At 57.0% G+C, this 16,626-nt stretch carries 11 protein-coding genes and 1 pseudogene; 3 read left to right on the top strand and 9 right to left on the bottom strand.

What is annotated here, in order from left to right; translation table 11 throughout:
- Nucleotides 1–18: 18 nt before the first annotated feature.
- The 4 genes and pseudogenes from atpA to CPJ18_RS21100 form a co-directional block, all read right to left on the bottom strand.
- Nucleotides 19–1,548, bottom strand: a complete 1,530-nt coding sequence (gene atpA, locus CPJ18_RS21115; RefSeq protein ID WP_065700562.1) for a F0F1 ATP synthase subunit alpha — start codon at nucleotides 1,546–1,548, stop codon at nucleotides 19–21.
- Nucleotides 1,548–2,113 (bottom strand): annotated as a pseudogene (locus CPJ18_RS21110) (F0F1 ATP synthase subunit delta). The gene atpA and the pseudogene CPJ18_RS21110 overlap by 1 nt, the downstream one beginning before the upstream one ends.
- Before the next feature lie 259 nt (nucleotides 2,114–2,372).
- Nucleotides 2,373–2,759 (bottom strand): AGROH133_08824 family phage infection protein, encoded by a 387-nt coding sequence (locus CPJ18_RS21105; protein WP_077121252.1) that lies wholly within the window; start codon nucleotides 2,757–2,759, stop codon nucleotides 2,373–2,375.
- A 65-nt stretch (nucleotides 2,760–2,824) separates the two neighbouring features.
- A complete protein-coding gene (locus tag CPJ18_RS21100) occupies nucleotides 2,825–5,056 on the bottom strand; it encodes a primosomal protein N' (protein WP_103659959.1) in 2,232 nt (743 codons plus the stop codon).
- A 134-nt stretch (nucleotides 5,057–5,190) separates the two neighbouring features.
- Between CPJ18_RS21100 and CPJ18_RS21095 the strand changes: the two genes are divergently transcribed.
- The 3 genes from CPJ18_RS21095 (at nucleotide 5,191) to CPJ18_RS21085 (ending at nucleotide 9,512) form a co-directional block, all read left to right on the top strand.
- A complete protein-coding gene (locus tag CPJ18_RS21095) occupies nucleotides 5,191–6,126 on the top strand; it encodes a tyrosine recombinase XerC (RefSeq protein ID WP_103659887.1) in 936 nt (311 codons plus the stop codon).
- A 138-nt stretch (nucleotides 6,127–6,264) separates the two neighbouring features.
- On the top strand, nucleotides 6,265–7,359 hold the full coding sequence (locus tag CPJ18_RS21090; protein WP_103659886.1) for a TraB/GumN family protein: 1,095 nt from the start codon (nucleotides 6,265–6,267) through the stop codon (nucleotides 7,357–7,359).
- A 155-nt stretch (nucleotides 7,360–7,514) separates the two neighbouring features.
- Entirely contained in the window at nucleotides 7,515–9,512 is a 1,998-nt protein-coding gene (locus tag CPJ18_RS21085; RefSeq protein ID WP_103659885.1) for a BCCT family transporter, read from the top strand.
- Between the two features lie 71 nt (nucleotides 9,513–9,583).
- Here CPJ18_RS21085 and lpdA read toward each other — a convergent pair whose 3' ends face one another.
- From lpdA to CPJ18_RS21060, 5 genes are all read right to left on the bottom strand, one after another.
- A complete protein-coding gene (lpdA, locus tag CPJ18_RS21080) occupies nucleotides 9,584–10,990 on the bottom strand; it encodes a dihydrolipoyl dehydrogenase (RefSeq protein WP_103659884.1) in 1,407 nt (468 codons plus the stop codon).
- Nucleotides 10,991–11,052: 62 nt separating this feature from the next.
- Nucleotides 11,053–11,697 (bottom strand): LysE family translocator, encoded by a 645-nt coding sequence (locus CPJ18_RS21075; protein WP_103659883.1) that lies wholly within the window; start codon nucleotides 11,695–11,697, stop codon nucleotides 11,053–11,055.
- A gap of 12 nt (nucleotides 11,698–11,709) precedes the next feature.
- A complete protein-coding gene (locus CPJ18_RS21070; RefSeq protein WP_103587357.1) occupies nucleotides 11,710–12,123 on the bottom strand; it encodes an MAPEG family protein in 414 nt (137 codons plus the stop codon).
- A 69-nt stretch (nucleotides 12,124–12,192) separates the two neighbouring features.
- Complete coding sequence (odhB, locus tag CPJ18_RS21065) at nucleotides 12,193–13,431, bottom strand: 2-oxoglutarate dehydrogenase complex dihydrolipoyllysine-residue succinyltransferase (protein WP_103659882.1); 1,239 nt, start codon at nucleotides 13,429–13,431, stop codon at nucleotides 12,193–12,195.
- A gap of 55 nt (nucleotides 13,432–13,486) precedes the next feature.
- Nucleotides 13,487–16,483, bottom strand: a complete 2,997-nt coding sequence (locus tag CPJ18_RS21060) for a 2-oxoglutarate dehydrogenase E1 component (protein WP_103659881.1) — start codon at nucleotides 16,481–16,483, stop codon at nucleotides 13,487–13,489.
- Nucleotides 16,484–16,626: the final 143 nt, after the last annotated feature.

Genomic DNA, 16,626 nt, shown 5'->3' with positions numbered 1-16,626 from the left:
TCCCAGTCACGAGGCTAATCAGGAGAAAGACTTGGCGAAGTTTTCAAGAGCAGTCTTCAGCTTGCCCTTGGTGTCATCGCTAACAGCCTTTTCCGTGCGGATGGTGTCGAGAATGTCCTTGCCTTCCGAGCGGAGGTAGGAAAGCAGACCCTGCTCGAACTTGCTGATGTCTGCAACAGCGACCTTATCCAGGTAGCCATTTACACCAGCAAAGATCACCGCAACCTGTTCTTCCGTCTTGAGCGGAGAGAACTGTGGCTGCTTGAGCAATTCGGTCAGACGTGCACCACGGTTCAGCAAACGCTGTGTGGAGGCATCGAGGTCGGAACCGAACTGGGCGAACGCTGCCATTTCACGATACTGGGCAAGCTCGCCCTTGATCGAACCGGCAACCTGCTTCATGGCCTTGATCTGAGCGGCAGAACCAACGCGCGAAACCGACAGACCGACGTTAACGGCCGGACGGATACCCTGATAGAACAGGTCGGTTTCGAGGAAGATCTGGCCGTCGGTGATCGAGATCACGTTGGTCGGAATGAACGCGGAAACGTCGTTACCCTGCGTTTCGATGACAGGCAGAGCCGTCAGCGAACCATTGCCAGCATCGTCACCCATCTTGGCGGCGCGCTCGAGCAAGCGGGAGTGCAGGTAGAAAACGTCGCCAGGATAAGCTTCGCGGCCCGGAGGACGACGCAGAAGAAGCGACATCTGACGGTAGGCAACAGCCTGCTTGGAAAGGTCGTCGTAACCGATCAGCGCATGCATACCGTTATCACGGAAGTATTCGCCCATGGCGCAACCGGCAAACGGTGCCAGATACTGCATTGGAGCAGGATCGGAAGCCGTTGCAGCAACGATGATCGAGTACTGCAGAGCGCCACGCTCTTCCAGAACCTTCACGAACTGGGCAACGGTCGAACGCTTCTGGCCGATAGCGACGTAGACGCAGTACAGCTTTTCGCTGTCTGGACCACTGTCGTGAATGGCCTTCTGGTTCAGGATCGTATCGAGAATGATCGCTGTCTTGCCTGTCTGGCGGTCGCCGATAACAAGCTCGCGCTGGCCACGACCAACCGGGATCAGAGCATCGATGGCCTTGAGGCCTGTCGACATTGGCTCGTGAACCGACTTGCGCGGAATGATACCAGGAGCCTTGACGTCAACGCGCGAACGGCGCGTTGCGTTGATCGGGCCCTTGCCGTCGATCGGGTTGCCGAGAGCATCGACCACGCGGCCGAGAAGCTCTGGACCGACAGGAACGTCAACGATAGCGCCAGTCCGCTTGACGGTGTCGCCTTCCTTGATGTCACGGTCGGAACCGAAAATAACAACACCGACGTTGTCGTTTTCGAGGTTGAGTGCCATGCCGCGAATGCCGCCTGGGAACTCGACCATTTCACCGGCCTGAACATTGTCGAGGCCATAAACGCGGGCAATACCGTCACCGACGGAAAGCACTTGGCCGACTTCCGAGACTTCCGCCTCGTTGCCGAAATTTTTGATCTGGTCTTTTAGAATTGCGGAAATTTCCGCGGCGCGGATATCCATCAGCCAACCTCTTTCAGTCAAGCTTAAGGGTGGAAAGTTTGGTGCGAAGAGACGTATCAATCTGGCGCGAGCCAACCTTGACGATAAGACCGCCAAGAATGGATGGATCGATGGTCAGCGCGACCTTCACATCCTTACCAGTGACGCTCTTCAACGCCGCTTTCAGTTCAGTTTCCTGCGCCTCATCCAGCGCATGTGCCGAAGTTACTTCGGCAGTAATCTCACCGCGATGAGCGGCAGCGATTTCACGGTAGGCAACGATCATGCCGGGAACAGCAAACAGACGACGATTGCCAGCAACGACCTTTAGAAAATTTGCAGACAGACCAGAGATACCAGCCTTTGTCGCAAGAGCAGAAATGGCACGCGACTGATCTTCCGAAGAAAAGACCGGGCTCGCAACCAGACGCTTCAGATCATCACTTTCATCAAGCAGAGCCTGAAACGTATCGAGATCGGCACCGACTGCATCAACAACACCCGCTTCCAAAGCGAGCTCGAAAAGCGACGACGCATACCTTTCCGCTACACCGGATGTTCCATGGGAGGCATTTGCCACGGGCACTTTTTCCCTGCTAATCGTCCAAGAAACAGGGGCCGATTTCGCGGCGCGCCAAATTCTTGAAATCGTTTCAATTTCCCCGAAAAAGACCGGAATTCCCCCCTGCCTTTTATCGATTTCGCGGTCCGTCTAGCATAGGAAGCCGGGACTCGCAACACGCGTGGTAACGGAAAGTGTCTTTTGAGCCAGAGCTGGAACGTTAATTTTTTCAAATTACGCAGTTGTGACCCGCAATGACATCATTATCGACGCAAAATCGTTTTTAGAACAACCCGAAGACGTACATCAGCGGCAATGCAGCCAAGACGGAATGAACAACCAGGAGTAGGCAATTTCGCACCGTTGCTCCACCATCCGACAGGATAGAGAGAATGGCACCGAACACGGCAAGCGCAAAAGAAGCGCCGAACGCAAGATAGACCATGGGCTGCGCCAAAAGCAGCGCTGTTGCGCCAAAGCCGAGATAAAAGCCGCCGAGAGACGAGCGTAGAAGCACCAGCCCGTCGCGTCGATCCGTCATGAATTGCAAACCGAACAGGCGGAACGTTACCCCCGGTGCAAACATGACGAAAAGCCCGATGATCGCAGACACGGCCGCAGCGACAAAAGCCATTTGCTCGCCGAATTCGGTCGGAAAATAAAACTCCATGATAGTCCCCAAATCAGTGATCCCCTGCCGCCTTATGCCATGGCAGATCGCACATCGAAAGAAGCTCAAAGAAAACTTTGTGGGTCTATATCCACCTGCACATGCACCGATCCACGCTCTTTCGGTCCGCCAGTCAGCATGGCACGCATGAAACCTTGCATGTCGGAGTTCCGCTTGCCGTGGACAAGCAGCCGGAAACGATACCGCCCGCGGATAAGTGCCAGCGGCGCCTCCGCTGGCCCCAGAAGCATGATGCCTGAAGCCTGCGGTGCGGATGCGCGCAGACCACGTGCATGGGTCTCGGCTTCCGCTCGCGTATCGGCTGAGACGATGAGAGAGGCCAAACGACCGAATGGCGGCAGTAATGCCTTTTCCCGCTCGATCACTTCGCGTTCGTAAAATGCGGCAGCGTCGCCTGAAACAATGGCCTGCATGACGGGATGTTGCGGCTGATAGGTTTGCAACAGGCCATGGCTCTTCAGGCCGGTTCGGCCTGCACGGCCCGTGACCTGTGACAAAAGCTGGAATGTGCGTTCCGCCGCGCGTGGGTCACCATTCGCCAGCCCCAGATCCGCGTCGACGATACCGACGAGTGTCATCAGCGGAAAGTTATGACCCTTGGCGACAAGCTGCGTGCCGATCACGATATCCGCCTCGCCTTTGACGATGGCCTCTAATTCCAGCCGCAAGCGTTTGACACCCATCAGGTCGGAAGACAGCACGATCGTCCGCGCCTCGGGAAAATGTTTCTCGACCTCCTCGGCAATACGCTCCACGCCGGGACCGCAGGCCGCCAGATGATCGAATGTGCCGCATTCCGGGCAGTGATCAGGCGTCGGCTGATTGTAGCCGCATTGATGGCACTGCAATTGGCTGCGAAAACGGTGTTCCACCAACCAGCTGGAACATTGCGGGCACTGGAAGCGATGGCCGCACACCCGGCATAGCGTCAGCGGTGCATAGCCGCGCCGGTTCAGGAAAAGCAGCGACTGTTCGCCCTTCTCGATGGTTTTGGCGATGCCGCGCAGAAGCACCGGCGACAGAAAGCCGCCCCTCTCTGGGGGGTGACGACGCATATCGACCAGATGCAGGTCCGGCATTGCCGCATCGCCAAACCGCGTGTGAAGATGAATGGTGTTGTAGCGACCCGACGTGCCGTTGACCTGACTTTCCACCGATGGCGTGGCAGACACAAGCACGACCGGAAAGTCAGCGATTCGCGCCCGAACAACCGCCATGTCACGGGCATTATAATAGACGCGGTCTTCCTGCTTATAGGCAGGGTCATGCTCTTCATCAACGATGATCAGGCCAAGATTATCGAAAGGCAGAAACAGCGCAGAGCGCGCACCGGCAACCACCCGCACCTCACCCGTCACAGTTTGCCGCCAGACTTTCTCGCGCATGCGCGGTGACAGATCGGAATGCCATTCAGCCGGTTTCGAGCCGAAGCGGTCCTGAAAGCGATCCAGAAACGACGCCGTCAGCGCGATTTCCGGCAACAGGATCAGCACCTGTTTGCCCTGTCGCAAGGTTTCGGCCACCGCCTCGAAATAGACCTCGGTCTTGCCGGACCCGGTGACGCCGTCGATCAGCGAAACCGCAAAACCACCCTTCTCGACGTCTTCCAGAATCTCTGACGCCGCCTGCTTTTGCGGCCCTTCGAGGCGGGGCTCGGTATAATCAGGATCGGGCTCTGCCACGACAGGCGGGGCGGGCAGGAAAACGGTTTCGAAAATGCCCTGCTTGGCCAAACCGTCGATGACACTGGTCGATACGCCGGCGGCATTGGCGAGACCGCTTTTGGTCCAGGCATGTCCCTCACCGGCCAACTCGATGACACGCCCGCGCGCAGGCGTCAGCCGTTCCGGACGCGCTTCCGTCAACCGCAAACCTTCGATCATCGGTTCAGGGTCGAACGCGGCGGGTGCTCGCAACGCCATGCGCGCCACCAGCCCCGGAGGCGACAATGTGTAGGTGGCCACCCAATCGATGAAACGGCGCATTTCATCGCGCATCGGCGGGCAATCGAATTTTTTCGTGATCGGTCGCAGCTTCTTCGGATCGACAGAGGCACCATCCGTCTTATCCCAGACGACACCGATGACCTGTCGCGGACCCAAGGGAACCTGCACGATGGACCCCGGCTCCACCACCATGTCGTTTGGAACTGAATAGCTGTATGGCCCCGGCGCTGGCATCGGCACCAGAACAGGCACCGACGTCACAGGCGCACCGTGTGTCGGCTGTTGATCGCCAAACAGCGCTCCAAACAGATCGGTCGAATCTTTTGCCATGATGTCGGCGACCATGCCCTTTGCCAAACGAAAAGGGAACCTTTAGCGGAACACGTCGCGCCCTGTCACCCGCATTTTAACCAAATACTGACGGCAGTTCTCTAGTGTCCATCCAGATATAAGGAAGACGCGACGTGGATGAAATTCTGACCTTTGCCGATCCGGACCTTCTGAGCGAACGCCAGTCATGGCTTGGCGCACTGGATGGTGAGCGTCGTCTGTCGGACAACACGGTCGAAGCCTATGAACGCGATACCCGCCAGTTTCTAATGTTCATGACAGGATATCTCGGGCATCCGACGCGCATCAGCGATGTCAGCAATCTGCGTGCCGTCGATCTGCGCGCCTTTCTGGCGTCACGCAGAAAAGAGGGTGCCGGTGCCCGCTCATTGGGCCGGCATCTGGCCGGTCTTCGATCTTTCCTGCGGTATCTGGAGAAAAAGGGGCTGGTCAATGCCGCCGGTGCCACGGCCATGCGCTCGCCCAAACAGCCGAAATCCCTACCAAAGCCGCTCACGGACCGGCAGGCCCTGACAATAACCACAAAAGAAGCACAGCTTTCCGAAGAACCGTGGATCGCAGCACGCGATGCCGCCGTGCTGGCCCTGCTTTATGGGTGTGGTCTGCGTATCTCCGAGGCCCTAGGCCTGAGGCCCGCCGACTTGACCAGCGGCACACGCAGTCTGCGGGTCACCGGAAAAGGCAACAAGATGCGCATCGTCCCGCTGCTTCCCGTCGTTCTGGAAGCGGTCGATGCCTATCGCGCACTCTGCCCTTATCATCTGCCCACGGACGAGCCGCTTTTTGTCGGTGCGCGTGGTGCTAAACTTCAGCCCGCCATCATCCAGCGCGAAATGCAGAAATTGCGCGGCGCATTCGGTCTGCCGGAAAATGCCACGCCGCATGCGCTGCGCCATTCCTTTGCCACGCATCTGCTGGCGGGTGGGGGCGATCTTCGCACAATCCAGGAATTACTCGGCCATGCCAGCCTGTCCACCACGCAGATTTACACCGGAGTGGACACCGCCAGACTGCTCGAAATCTACGACAACGCTCATCCGCGTGCGTAGCGCATAAGATCGAAAGAGTAACGGTGTTTCGATCCATGTTTAAAAAGAAACGACCACTAACAGTCTGTTAACTATAGCTATTAACCCTCCATGCAACCCCCGCCGCTATAAACGACGGCAGAAAACCGGGGTGATTCGATGACCGTTCTTTCCAGGCCGCAGAGCCTGACATCGCTGTTGATGGGCCGTTTGGGTGACACGCTGTTGTGGCTGCTCGCCTCCCTGCATGTCACGGCCCTTGCCGTTCTGGCTTTGACCCTGCTGTCGCTGAGCCAGGCCAATGCAGCCGAGCAATCCATCACCTGCGCGGGAAGCGATCTTCTGATCGACATGCAGAAAAGCGATCCGGCGCGCTATGACACCATCCTTGCGGATGCCAAAAAAATACCAAACGGCAAAGGCGCTTTCTGGAAAATCGAAAAGGCAGGCGTCGAGCCATCATGGTTGCTCGGCACCATGCATATTTCCGATCCTCGCGTATTGGCAATGCCCAATGGGGCAAAGGAAGCATTTGCCAAGGCCGCGACGGTCATCGTTGAATCCGACGAAATCACCAGCGAAAAACAGGCGTCCGCATCCCTGCTGTCAAAGCCGGAACTGACGATGTTTCTCGACGGCAAATCCATTACGGACATGCTGTCGAAAGACGATGTCGCAAAACTGGAAAGTGGCCTTAAGGAGCGCGGTATTCCCCTGAACGCTGTGGTAAAAATGAAGCCTTGGATATTGTCGAGCTTCGTCGCCCTTCCGGCTTGCGAATTTGCTCGCAAGGCAAAAGGCGCAAGCTTTCTGGACATGCAGCTTGCCAATGATGCCGTGCGCGACGGCAAGCAACTGGTGGGTCTTGAAACGCTGCTGGAACAGCTAACCGCCATTTCCGAACTGCCCATGTCCTTCCACATTCAGTCCTTGATCGAAATGCTGCAGATGGGCGACCGCATGGACGATGTGATGGCAACGATGATCGATCTCTATCTCGCAGGCGATATCGGCACCATCATGCCCATGATGAAAAACATCGATGCCAAGGATGACAGCCAGACACAGGATGGATACGCAGCCTTCGAACAGCGCATCATCGATGATCGAAACCATGTCATGGCGGATGGTGCCGCGCCGCATCTGGGACAGGGCAACGTCTTCATGGCCGTCGGTGCGCTGCATCTGCCGGGCGACGTTGGCGTCATAGAACTTTTGCGCGCTAAAGGTTTTATCGTCACAGCCGTTCAGTAAGGCGAACTTTGCCCCCTAACCCACTGTAAATTTAGAATATTCTAAATAAAAAACCGCCTCGCGTCATGCAACCATCTGGCGCGCAAACCATTCCCTCCGTCAAGCACAGCGCTGTCTAGCGCCGTTTACGACTTGTATCTGGAGAGGGGATTTCCATGACCGAACCGCAAACGCCCGAGGTCCGCAAACGTGTGGGCCTGACGGAGGGCGTCAACAAACCGGTATTCATATGGTCCGTTGCACTGACGCTGATATTTGTGATTGCTGGCGTGGTAGCGCCTGAAGGCTCGGCTGCCTTTTTCAGTTCCATGCAGTCATGGATCGTTGCCGAACTCGGCTGGGTTTACTTGCTGTCCGTCGCAATTTTCCTCATGTTTATGCTCTATCTGGGCTTTTCCAGCCACGGCAAAATCAAGCTCGGCCCCAATCATTCGGAGCCGGATTACAGCTATGGTGCATGGTTCTCCATGTTGTTTGCCGCCGGCATGGGCATCGGTCTCGTCTTTTTCGGTGTGGCTGAGCCGGTCAAACATTTTACCGCACCTCCCGTCGGCGACCCTGCTACCATCGAGGCCGCCCGCACCGCGATGGAGATCAGCTATTTCCATTGGGGCCTGCATGCCTGGGCGGTTTACGCCGTCATCGGCCTGTCGCTGGCCTATTTCTCGTTCCGCCATGGCCTACCGCTGACAATGCGTTCGGCGCTTTATCCGCTGATTGGTGATCGCATCTACGGTCCCATCGGCAATGCTGTCGATATCTTCGCGGTCATCGGCACACTCTTCGGCGTCGCCACATCGCTTGGGCTGGGCGTGCTTCAGGTCAATGCGGGCTTCAACCACGTCCTTGGCTGGCCGATCAGTTTCTGGATACAATTGCCGCTGATCGTCGTCATCACAGGAATGGCAACGGTGTCCGTCGCAACCGGGCTCGATAAGGGCATCAAGTTTCTGTCCAATCTGAACATGCTGATGGCCGTAGCCCTGATGCTGTTCGTTTTCGTCATGGGACCGACGACATTCCTGCTTCGTGCATTCGTGCAGAACCTCGGTGCCTATCTCGACCAGTTCGTTCTGCGCACATTCTACATGTATGCCTACGCCCCCAACCAGGGACCAGCCGACTGGCTGGGCGACTGGACATTGTTTTATTGGGGATGGTGGATCGCGTGGTCGCCCTTTGTCGGCATGTTCATCGCCCGTATTTCGCGTGGCCGAACAATCCGTGAGTTCATTGCCGGCGTGTTGCTTGTGCCCACAGGTTTCAGCTTCGCGTGGATGACAGTCTTCGGCGACACCGCGCTTTCCATGCATTTGACAGGCGCAACGACTGCCGTCTCAGAGGCCGTGGCTAATGACGTCACGCTCGCGCTCTTTGTTTTCCTCGAACAGTTCCCACTTGGCGTTTACGTTTCATGGTTTGCCATGGCGCTCATCGTGTTCTTCTTCGTCACCGGTGCAGATTCGTCAGCCCTCGTTATCGATACACTGACATCGGGCGGACGCGAAGATGGACCGACGGCGCGACGCGTTTTCTGGGCCATCGTTTCCGGCGTCATCGGTGCCATTCTCCTCTCGACGGGTGGACTGGATGCCCTTCAAACCGCCTCGATTGCAGGCGCACTGCCCTTCACATTCGTCATGCTTTTGATGTGCTGGGGCCTGTGGAAGGGGCTGCAACGCGAAGGCCTGCGCCAAAACGCATTGGTCCAGAGTCTGCGGCCACGCCAATCGGCAAGCTGGCAGCGGCAATTGCAGGGCATTCTCAACCATCCCGGCAAGGCTGAGACGGAACGCTTCCTTCAGGAAACGGCAACGCCAGCACTGGAGGCGGTTGCTCTGGAATTGGAGAAACGCAGCTTGACCTCGAAACTGGATAAGGAAGCGGACAGGCTTAAACTCACCGTCACGCCGGGAGAGGCCGAAGAATTCATCTATGGCATTCGCATGCGTCGTTATGAGACGCCGGGCTATAGCTTCTTCGAAAGCCAATCGAGCCGCCAGAAAGCAGAATATTACTATCGTGCAGAAGTGCTTCTGGCAGATGGTGGTCAGGATTACGACGTGATGGGCTTCACCAAGGAAGAACTCATTCAGGACGTGCTGCTGCAATATGACCGGCACTTCCAGTACCTGCACGCCATTCGCGCGTAACGTCGTCAAAGAAAAGCGCCCAAGAGAAAGGCCGTATTCCACGGGAATGCGGCCTTTTTAATGTCTATCGATTACATGTGGATCGGCTTGAAGAAGGTCGCGAGTGCGGCTTCCTTGACGGCTTCCGACATTGTCGGGTGCGCATGGCAGGTACGACCGAGGTCTTCGGACGAACCGCTGAACTCCATCAGGACAGAAATTTCCTGAATCAATTCACCGGCACCAAAGCCGAGGATGTGACCGCCGAGAACACGATCTGTCTCCTTGTCGGCAAGGATTTTCACGAAACCGTCGGTAACCTGCATGGCGCGCGCGCGGCCATTGGCCGTGAAGGGGAACTTGCCGACCTTGTAGGCAATGCCTGCGGCTTTCAATTCCTCTTCCGTCTTGCCGACGGAGGCGACTTCCGGCTGGGTGTAGACGACGCCAGGAATGACGTCATAATTCACGTGGCCGTGCTGACCTGCGAGAATTTCCGCCAGTGCAACGCCTTCGTCTTCAGCCTTGTGCGCCAGCATAGGACCCTTGACCACGTCGCCGATGGCATAGATGCCTTCCACGTTTGTCTTGTAGTGACCGTCGATTTCGACGCGGCCACGGCTGTCCAGAACGACGCCTGCCTCCGCCAGACCAAGACCTTCGGTGTAAGGCTTGCGACCTGTTGAGATCAGCACAATATTGGCGTCCAGCGTTTCAGCCGCGCCGCCCTTGACCGGTTCGAACACGACCTTGGCGCCATCGCCAGATTTCTCGACGGCGGTGACCTTCGCACCGAGCTTGAAATCAATACCCTGCTTGGCAAACAGACGCTGCGCCTGCTTGGACAGCTCGCCATCCATGCCAGCGAGGATATTATCAAGATACTCGACAACCGTAACCTTTGCACCCAGACGCGACCAGACCGAGCCGAGCTCGAGGCCGATAACACCGCCGCCAACGACGATCATCTTTTCAGGGACCTTCGTCAAAGCAATGCCGCCCGTCGAGGATACGATGACCTGCTCATCGATATCGACCTGCACGCCTGGAATACCTGCAATATCGGAGCCGGTTGCGATGACGATGTTCTTGGCTTCGATTTCCTGAACCTCGCCCGCATCGTTGGTGACGGAAACCTTGCCAGCTGCAACGACCTTGCCGAGACCCTGAAAGGTGTCGATCTTGTTCTTCTTGAACAGGAAGGCAACGCCATCGACATTGGCCTTCACCACGCCGTCCTTATGGCCCATCATCTTCTCAAGATTGAGCGTTGGCGCAGCAACCTCAATGCCAAGGCTATCAACGCCGTGGGCGACATGCGCGAAAACTTCCGATGCGTGCAGCAAAGCCTTGGAGGGGATGCAGCCGACATTGAGGCACGTACCGCCATAGGTCGCGCGCTTTTCGATAACGGCAACCTTCAAACCAAGTTGCGCTGCCTTGACCGCGCAAACGTAACCACCGGGTCCGGTGCCGATAACAACTACATCATAAGCCATGTTCTTGTTCCTGATTAACTACGGACGGGACTGCCGCCCGCCCTGTCCGATTTGACCTGATCTCAGGCCGCTTTTTCCGTTGCGAGTTTAATTCCGAGCGCGATGAAGACCACGCCGCTGGTGCGGTCGATCCACTGGCTGGCGCGCCCGAAAGCGGCACGCATGCGCGGCGTCGTCATGAACATGCTGACACCGACAAACCAGATGATCAGGCAGCTTGCCATTACCAGTCCGTATCCGAATTTGATGGGGATGGGCGTATGGACGCTGACGACCGTCGAGAAGATCGAGAGAAAGAAAAACACCGGTTTTGGGTTCAACGCATTGGCTGCAAAACCGAGTGTGAATGCCTTGAGCGCCGATTGCTGGCTGGCGCGCGGAGCGTTTTCTGGTGCATCCACCACCGTCATATCCGTTTTGCCCGCACGCAGTGACTTGATGCCGATATAGATGAGATAAGCGACGCCGAGCCATTTGACGATGTTAAAGAGGTAGACGGACTGCGAGATGATCAGCCCAAGACCGAGGATCGTATAGGTCACATGGAACATCAAAGACGTTCCGACGCCGAAGCTGGTGATGATGGCCTGGCGGCGTCCATGCACCATGGCCTGACGCATGACCATGGCGAGATCAGCGCCGGGCGAAACAATGGCGAAAAAGAAGATCGCCATCAGCGACGCCAGTTCGATCACATATTGGTGCATGAGCCTAAACCTTTAGAACAGCAACACGAAGAGCATGAGCAACAGCCCTACCATCGAACCGATCCATACCAGCGACCGCACATATGGGATGCCCGCGAGATAAAGTGGTATGTAGACGATGCGGCAGACGATCCATATCCAGGCGCCAATCAGCGCAATCCCGATCGGGTCACCGGCCATGATGACGCCGAAGGCCAGCGCGATGAAGGCAGGATAGGTTTCCAAAAAGTTTGATGAAGCGCGCTCTGCGCGACCAGCCTGTTTGCCCTGCACTTTTTTGCCGTCATCACGCGGACTGGCATTCCAGCCGCTGCCGAGCTCTTTCGTCGCCGTCAGAGCCTGCAGCGAGATATGCACCATAAGAATGATGACGCTCACCCCGATCAGGGGCAGAAATGGTGATGCGGCAAGGAAAGTGGGTTGCACAAGCAAACTCCTGAGACAATTTCAGCGGGATTCCAGTTGAAACCCCGCTGATGAAAAAAGCAAGTTCGATCAGAGATCGAGAACCAGACGCTCAGGATCCTCAAGGCTTTCCTTGACGCGAACCAGGAAGGTTACGGCTTCCTTGCCGTCGACGATGCGGTGGTCATAAGACAGAGCGAGATACATCATCGGACGGATGACGACCTGACCGCCGATAGCGACCGGACGCTCCTGGATCTTGTGCATGCCCAGAATACCCGACTGCGGCGCATTCAGGATCGGCGAAGACATCAGCGAGCCGTATACGCCACCATTGGTGATGGTGAAGGTGCCGCCCTGCATGTCGGCCATGGACAGCGAACCATCACGGGCAGACTTGGCAAGACGTGCCAGTTCCTTTTCGACTTCGGCAATCGACATCTGGTCGGCATCGCGAATAACCGGAACGACAAGACCCTTGTCGGTGCCGACAGCCATGCCGACGTGACAATAGTTCTTGTAGATGATGTCCGTGCCGTCGATTTCAGCGTTGACCGCAGGCAGTTCCTTCAGCGCATGCGTGATGGCCTTGGTGAAGAAGCCCATGAAGCCGAGCTTGACGCCATGCTTCTTCTCGAACACGTCCTTGTACTTGGTGCGCAGGTCCATCACGGCCTTCATGTCCACCTCGTTATAGGTGGTCAGCATGGCAGCTGTGTTCTGTGCATCCTTGAGGCGACGCGCGATGGTCTGGCGCAGGCGCGTCATCTTCACGCGTTCTTCGCGGACAGCATCACCTTCAGCAGAAACGGGGCGTGCTGCGACAGGAGCAGCTGGGGTAGCCGCAGGAGCCGAAACGCCCTTGGTGACAGCAGCCAGAACATCGCCCTTCAGCACCTGTCCCCGTTTGCCCGAACCATCGACCTGATCAGCAGAAAGATTGTTTTCAGCCAGCAGCTTTCCAGCAGCAGGTGCAGGAGGCATGGAGCTTGCGGCAGGAGCCGAAACAGCGGCTGGTGCGGCAGCAGCAGGTGCAGGCTCAGGAGCCTTTGCAGGTGCAGCAGCCGGTGCGGATGGAGCCGCGCCTGCTGCACCTTCTGCGATCTGGCCGAGCAGCGCGTCGAGACCAACGGTTTCGCCGTTCTGGGCAACGATTTCTGTCAACACGCCGGAGGCTGGTGCCGGAACTTCAACCGTTACCTTGTCGGTTTCCAGTTCCACCAACGGCTCATCAGCCTTGACGGTATCGCCAACCTTTTTGAACCATGTTCCGACAGTTGCTTCGCTGACGGACTCGCCGAGGGTTGGTACGCGGATTTCAGTGGCCATGATCTAGTTCCGTTTCATCAAATATCTGTTGTGCGAGGGTGCGTGTGGGAGAGGTCTACTCTCCCAGCGCGTCTTCCAGGAATGCTGCGAGCTGAGCGAGGTGCTTGGACATCAGGCCAGTTGCGGGCGATGCAGCAGCTGGACGGCCCGTGTAACGGACCTTCTGATACTTGGCATCGATATGCGCCAGAACCCATTCCAGATAAGGGTCGATGAACGACCACGCACCCATGTTCTTCGGCTCTTCCTGGCACCAGACCATCTCGGCGTTGCGGAAGCGGGACAGCTCGTTGATGAGTGCCTTGGCCGGGAACGGATAGAGTTGCTCGATGCGCAGCAGGTAAACGTCGTCGATGCCACGCTTTTCGCGCTCTTCGAGAAGATCGTAGTAGACCTTGCCCGTGCAGAGCACGACGCGACGGATCTTCGAATCCTTCTGCAGCTTGATTGGACCGTCCTTGATGACCTCGGCATCGTCCCACAGCAGGCGGTGGAACGACGATTCACCGGCCAACTCCGTCAGCGAAGACGTTGCACGCTTGTGGCGCAGCAAAGACTTCGGTGTCATCAGGATCAACGGCTTGCGGAAATCGCGCTTAACCTGACGGCGCAGAACGTGGAAGTAGTTCGAAGGCGTCGTAACGTTGGCGACCTGCATGTTGTCTTCGGCACACATCTGCAACCAGCGTTCCAGACGAGCGGACGAATGCTCCGGACCCTGACCTTCATAACCATGCGGCAGAAGGCAGACGAGACCGGACATCCGAAGCCACTTGCGCTCACCAGACGAGATGAACTGGTCGAATACGACCTGCGCACCGTTGGCGAAGTCACCGAACTGGGCTTCCCAAAGCGTCAATGCATTCGGGCGAGCCAGCGAGTAACCGTATTCGAAACCAAGCACGGCTTCTTCAGACAGCATCGAGTTGATGACTTCATAGCGAGCCTGCGTCGGTGCAAGATTTGCCAGCGGAATGTAGCGCTCTTCGCTCTCCTGATCGTAAAGAACCGAGTGGCGCTGCGAGAATGTGCCGCGTTCGCAATCCTGACCGGACAGACGGATCTTATGACCGTCAACGACGAGCGAGCCGAATGCCATGGCTTCCGCCATCGCCCAATCCAAACCTTCGCCGGTCTCGATCATCTGCGCACGGTTTTCCATGAAGCGCTGGATCGTCTTGTGTGCCTTGAAGCCTTCCGGAATGGTTGACAGCTTGCGGCCGATTTCCTTGAGCTGCTTCATCGGAGCGCCGGTCTTGCCACGACGCTGCTCATCGGCATTGTCGGCAGCACGCAGACCAGACCACTGACCATCCAGCCAGTCGGCCTTGTTTGGCTTGTAGGACTGACCCGCTTCGAATTCCTGCTCGAGATGAGCGCGCCAATCGGCCTTCATCTTCTCGAATTCGCCTTCGGTGATCAGGCCCTCGGCAATCAAACGCTCGGCATAGATATTGGCAACCGTCTTGTGCGCACGGATAACCTTGTACATCTTCGGCTGCGTGAAGGATGGCTCATCGCCTTCGTTATGGCCGAAGCGACGGTAGCAGAACATGTCCACCACAACAGGCTTGTGGAACTTCATGCGGTATTCGGTGGCAACCTTGGCTGCATAGACAACAGCTTCCGGATCATCACCATTGACGTGGAAGATCGGAGCTTCGATCATCTTGGCAACGTCGGACGGGTATGGCGACGACCGCGAGAAGCCCGGATTCGTCGTAAAGCCGATCTGGTTGTTGATGATGAAGTGCATGGTGCCGGCAACGCGGTGACCGCGCAGGCCGGAAAGGCCGAGAATTTCAGCAACCACGCCCTGACCCGCAAAAGCAGCGTCGCCGTGCAGCAGCAAAGGCAGAACCTTGGCGCGTTCGGACAGCGGAATGGTGTCACCTTCCCAAACCTTCGCCAACTGATCCTGCTTGGCGCGAGCCTTGCCCATGACGACAGGGTTGACGATTTCAAGGTGAGATGGGTTGGCCGTCAGCGACAGGTGAACCTTGTTACCGTCGAATTCACGGTCGGAAGATGCACCGAGGTGGTACTTCACGTCACCAGAACCTTCGACATCATCAGGCTTGAACGAGCCGCCCTTGAACTCATGGAACACGGCGCGGTGTGGCTTGCCCATGACGTTGGTCAGAACATTGAGGCGACCACGGTGGGCCATGCCCAAAACGACCTCTTCGAGGCCTTCCTGACCACCACGCTTAATGATCTGCTCCAGCGCTGGAATGAGCGATTCACTGCCATCCAGACCGAAACGCTTGGTGCCCTTGAAACGAACGTCGAGGAACTGCTCGTAGCCTTCGCCTTCAACCAGCTTGGAAAGAATTGCCTTCTTGCCCTCAGGCGTGAAGTCGAAACCTTTATCCGGGCCTTCGATGCGGGACTGAATCCATGCCTTTTCATCCGGGTTGGACATGTGCATGAACTCGACACCCAGCGTCGAACAATAGGTGCGTTCCAGAATCTCCACGATTTCACGCACAGTCGCATATTCGAGACCAAGAACGTTATCGATGAAAATCTTGCGGTCGTAATCGCTCTCTTCGAAGCCATAGGACTTCGGCGACAATTCATCGTAATCTTCGACGGCACTGGCGATACCCAGCGGGTCAAGCTTGGCATGCAGGTGGCCGCGCATACGGTAGGCACGGATCATCATGATGGCGCGCACGCTATCGCGGCTCGCCTGAAGAACTTCAGCTTCGCTGACTGGCTTGCCGGTTTCAGCGCTCTTGGCGTCAGCCTTGGCTTGAACTTTTTTCTCGATGGCCTTTTCAACCGTTGCCCAGTTGCCGTCCAGCGCTGAAATCAGATCGCCATTGGCAGAAATCGGCCAGTTGGAACGCTTCCAGGACGCGCCTTTAGCGGCCTTTTTTACATCGTCGGGATTTTCCGCAAGGCCCTTGAAGAAGCTTTGCCACTCTGGAGAAACGGAAGACGGATCGTCTTCGTACCGGGCATAGAGCTGCTCGATATACGCCGCATTCGCGCCGTCGAGAAACGACGTGATCTGAAACTGCTCGTTAGCTTCTTGCCTTGCCATGGTATTTTCGCGGACGTCTGCGCCCGCCTCCTCAATCCCGTTGATGACCGTTCGGTCTGCCGCTTTAGTCTTCGCCGCTGAGCGGCCGTCGTTCTATCGTGGCTTCGGGCAGGCTATTGCTTCCAATGCCTGCCCGCTGCCCT

This window comes from Agrobacterium rosae (genome assembly GCF_002915175.1).
In the GTDB taxonomy this organism is placed as follows: Bacteria; Pseudomonadota; Alphaproteobacteria; order Rhizobiales; family Rhizobiaceae; genus Agrobacterium; species Agrobacterium rosae.
The sequence above is the reverse complement of the archived record's forward strand: the minus strand, read 5'-3'. Positions and strand labels throughout refer to the sequence as shown.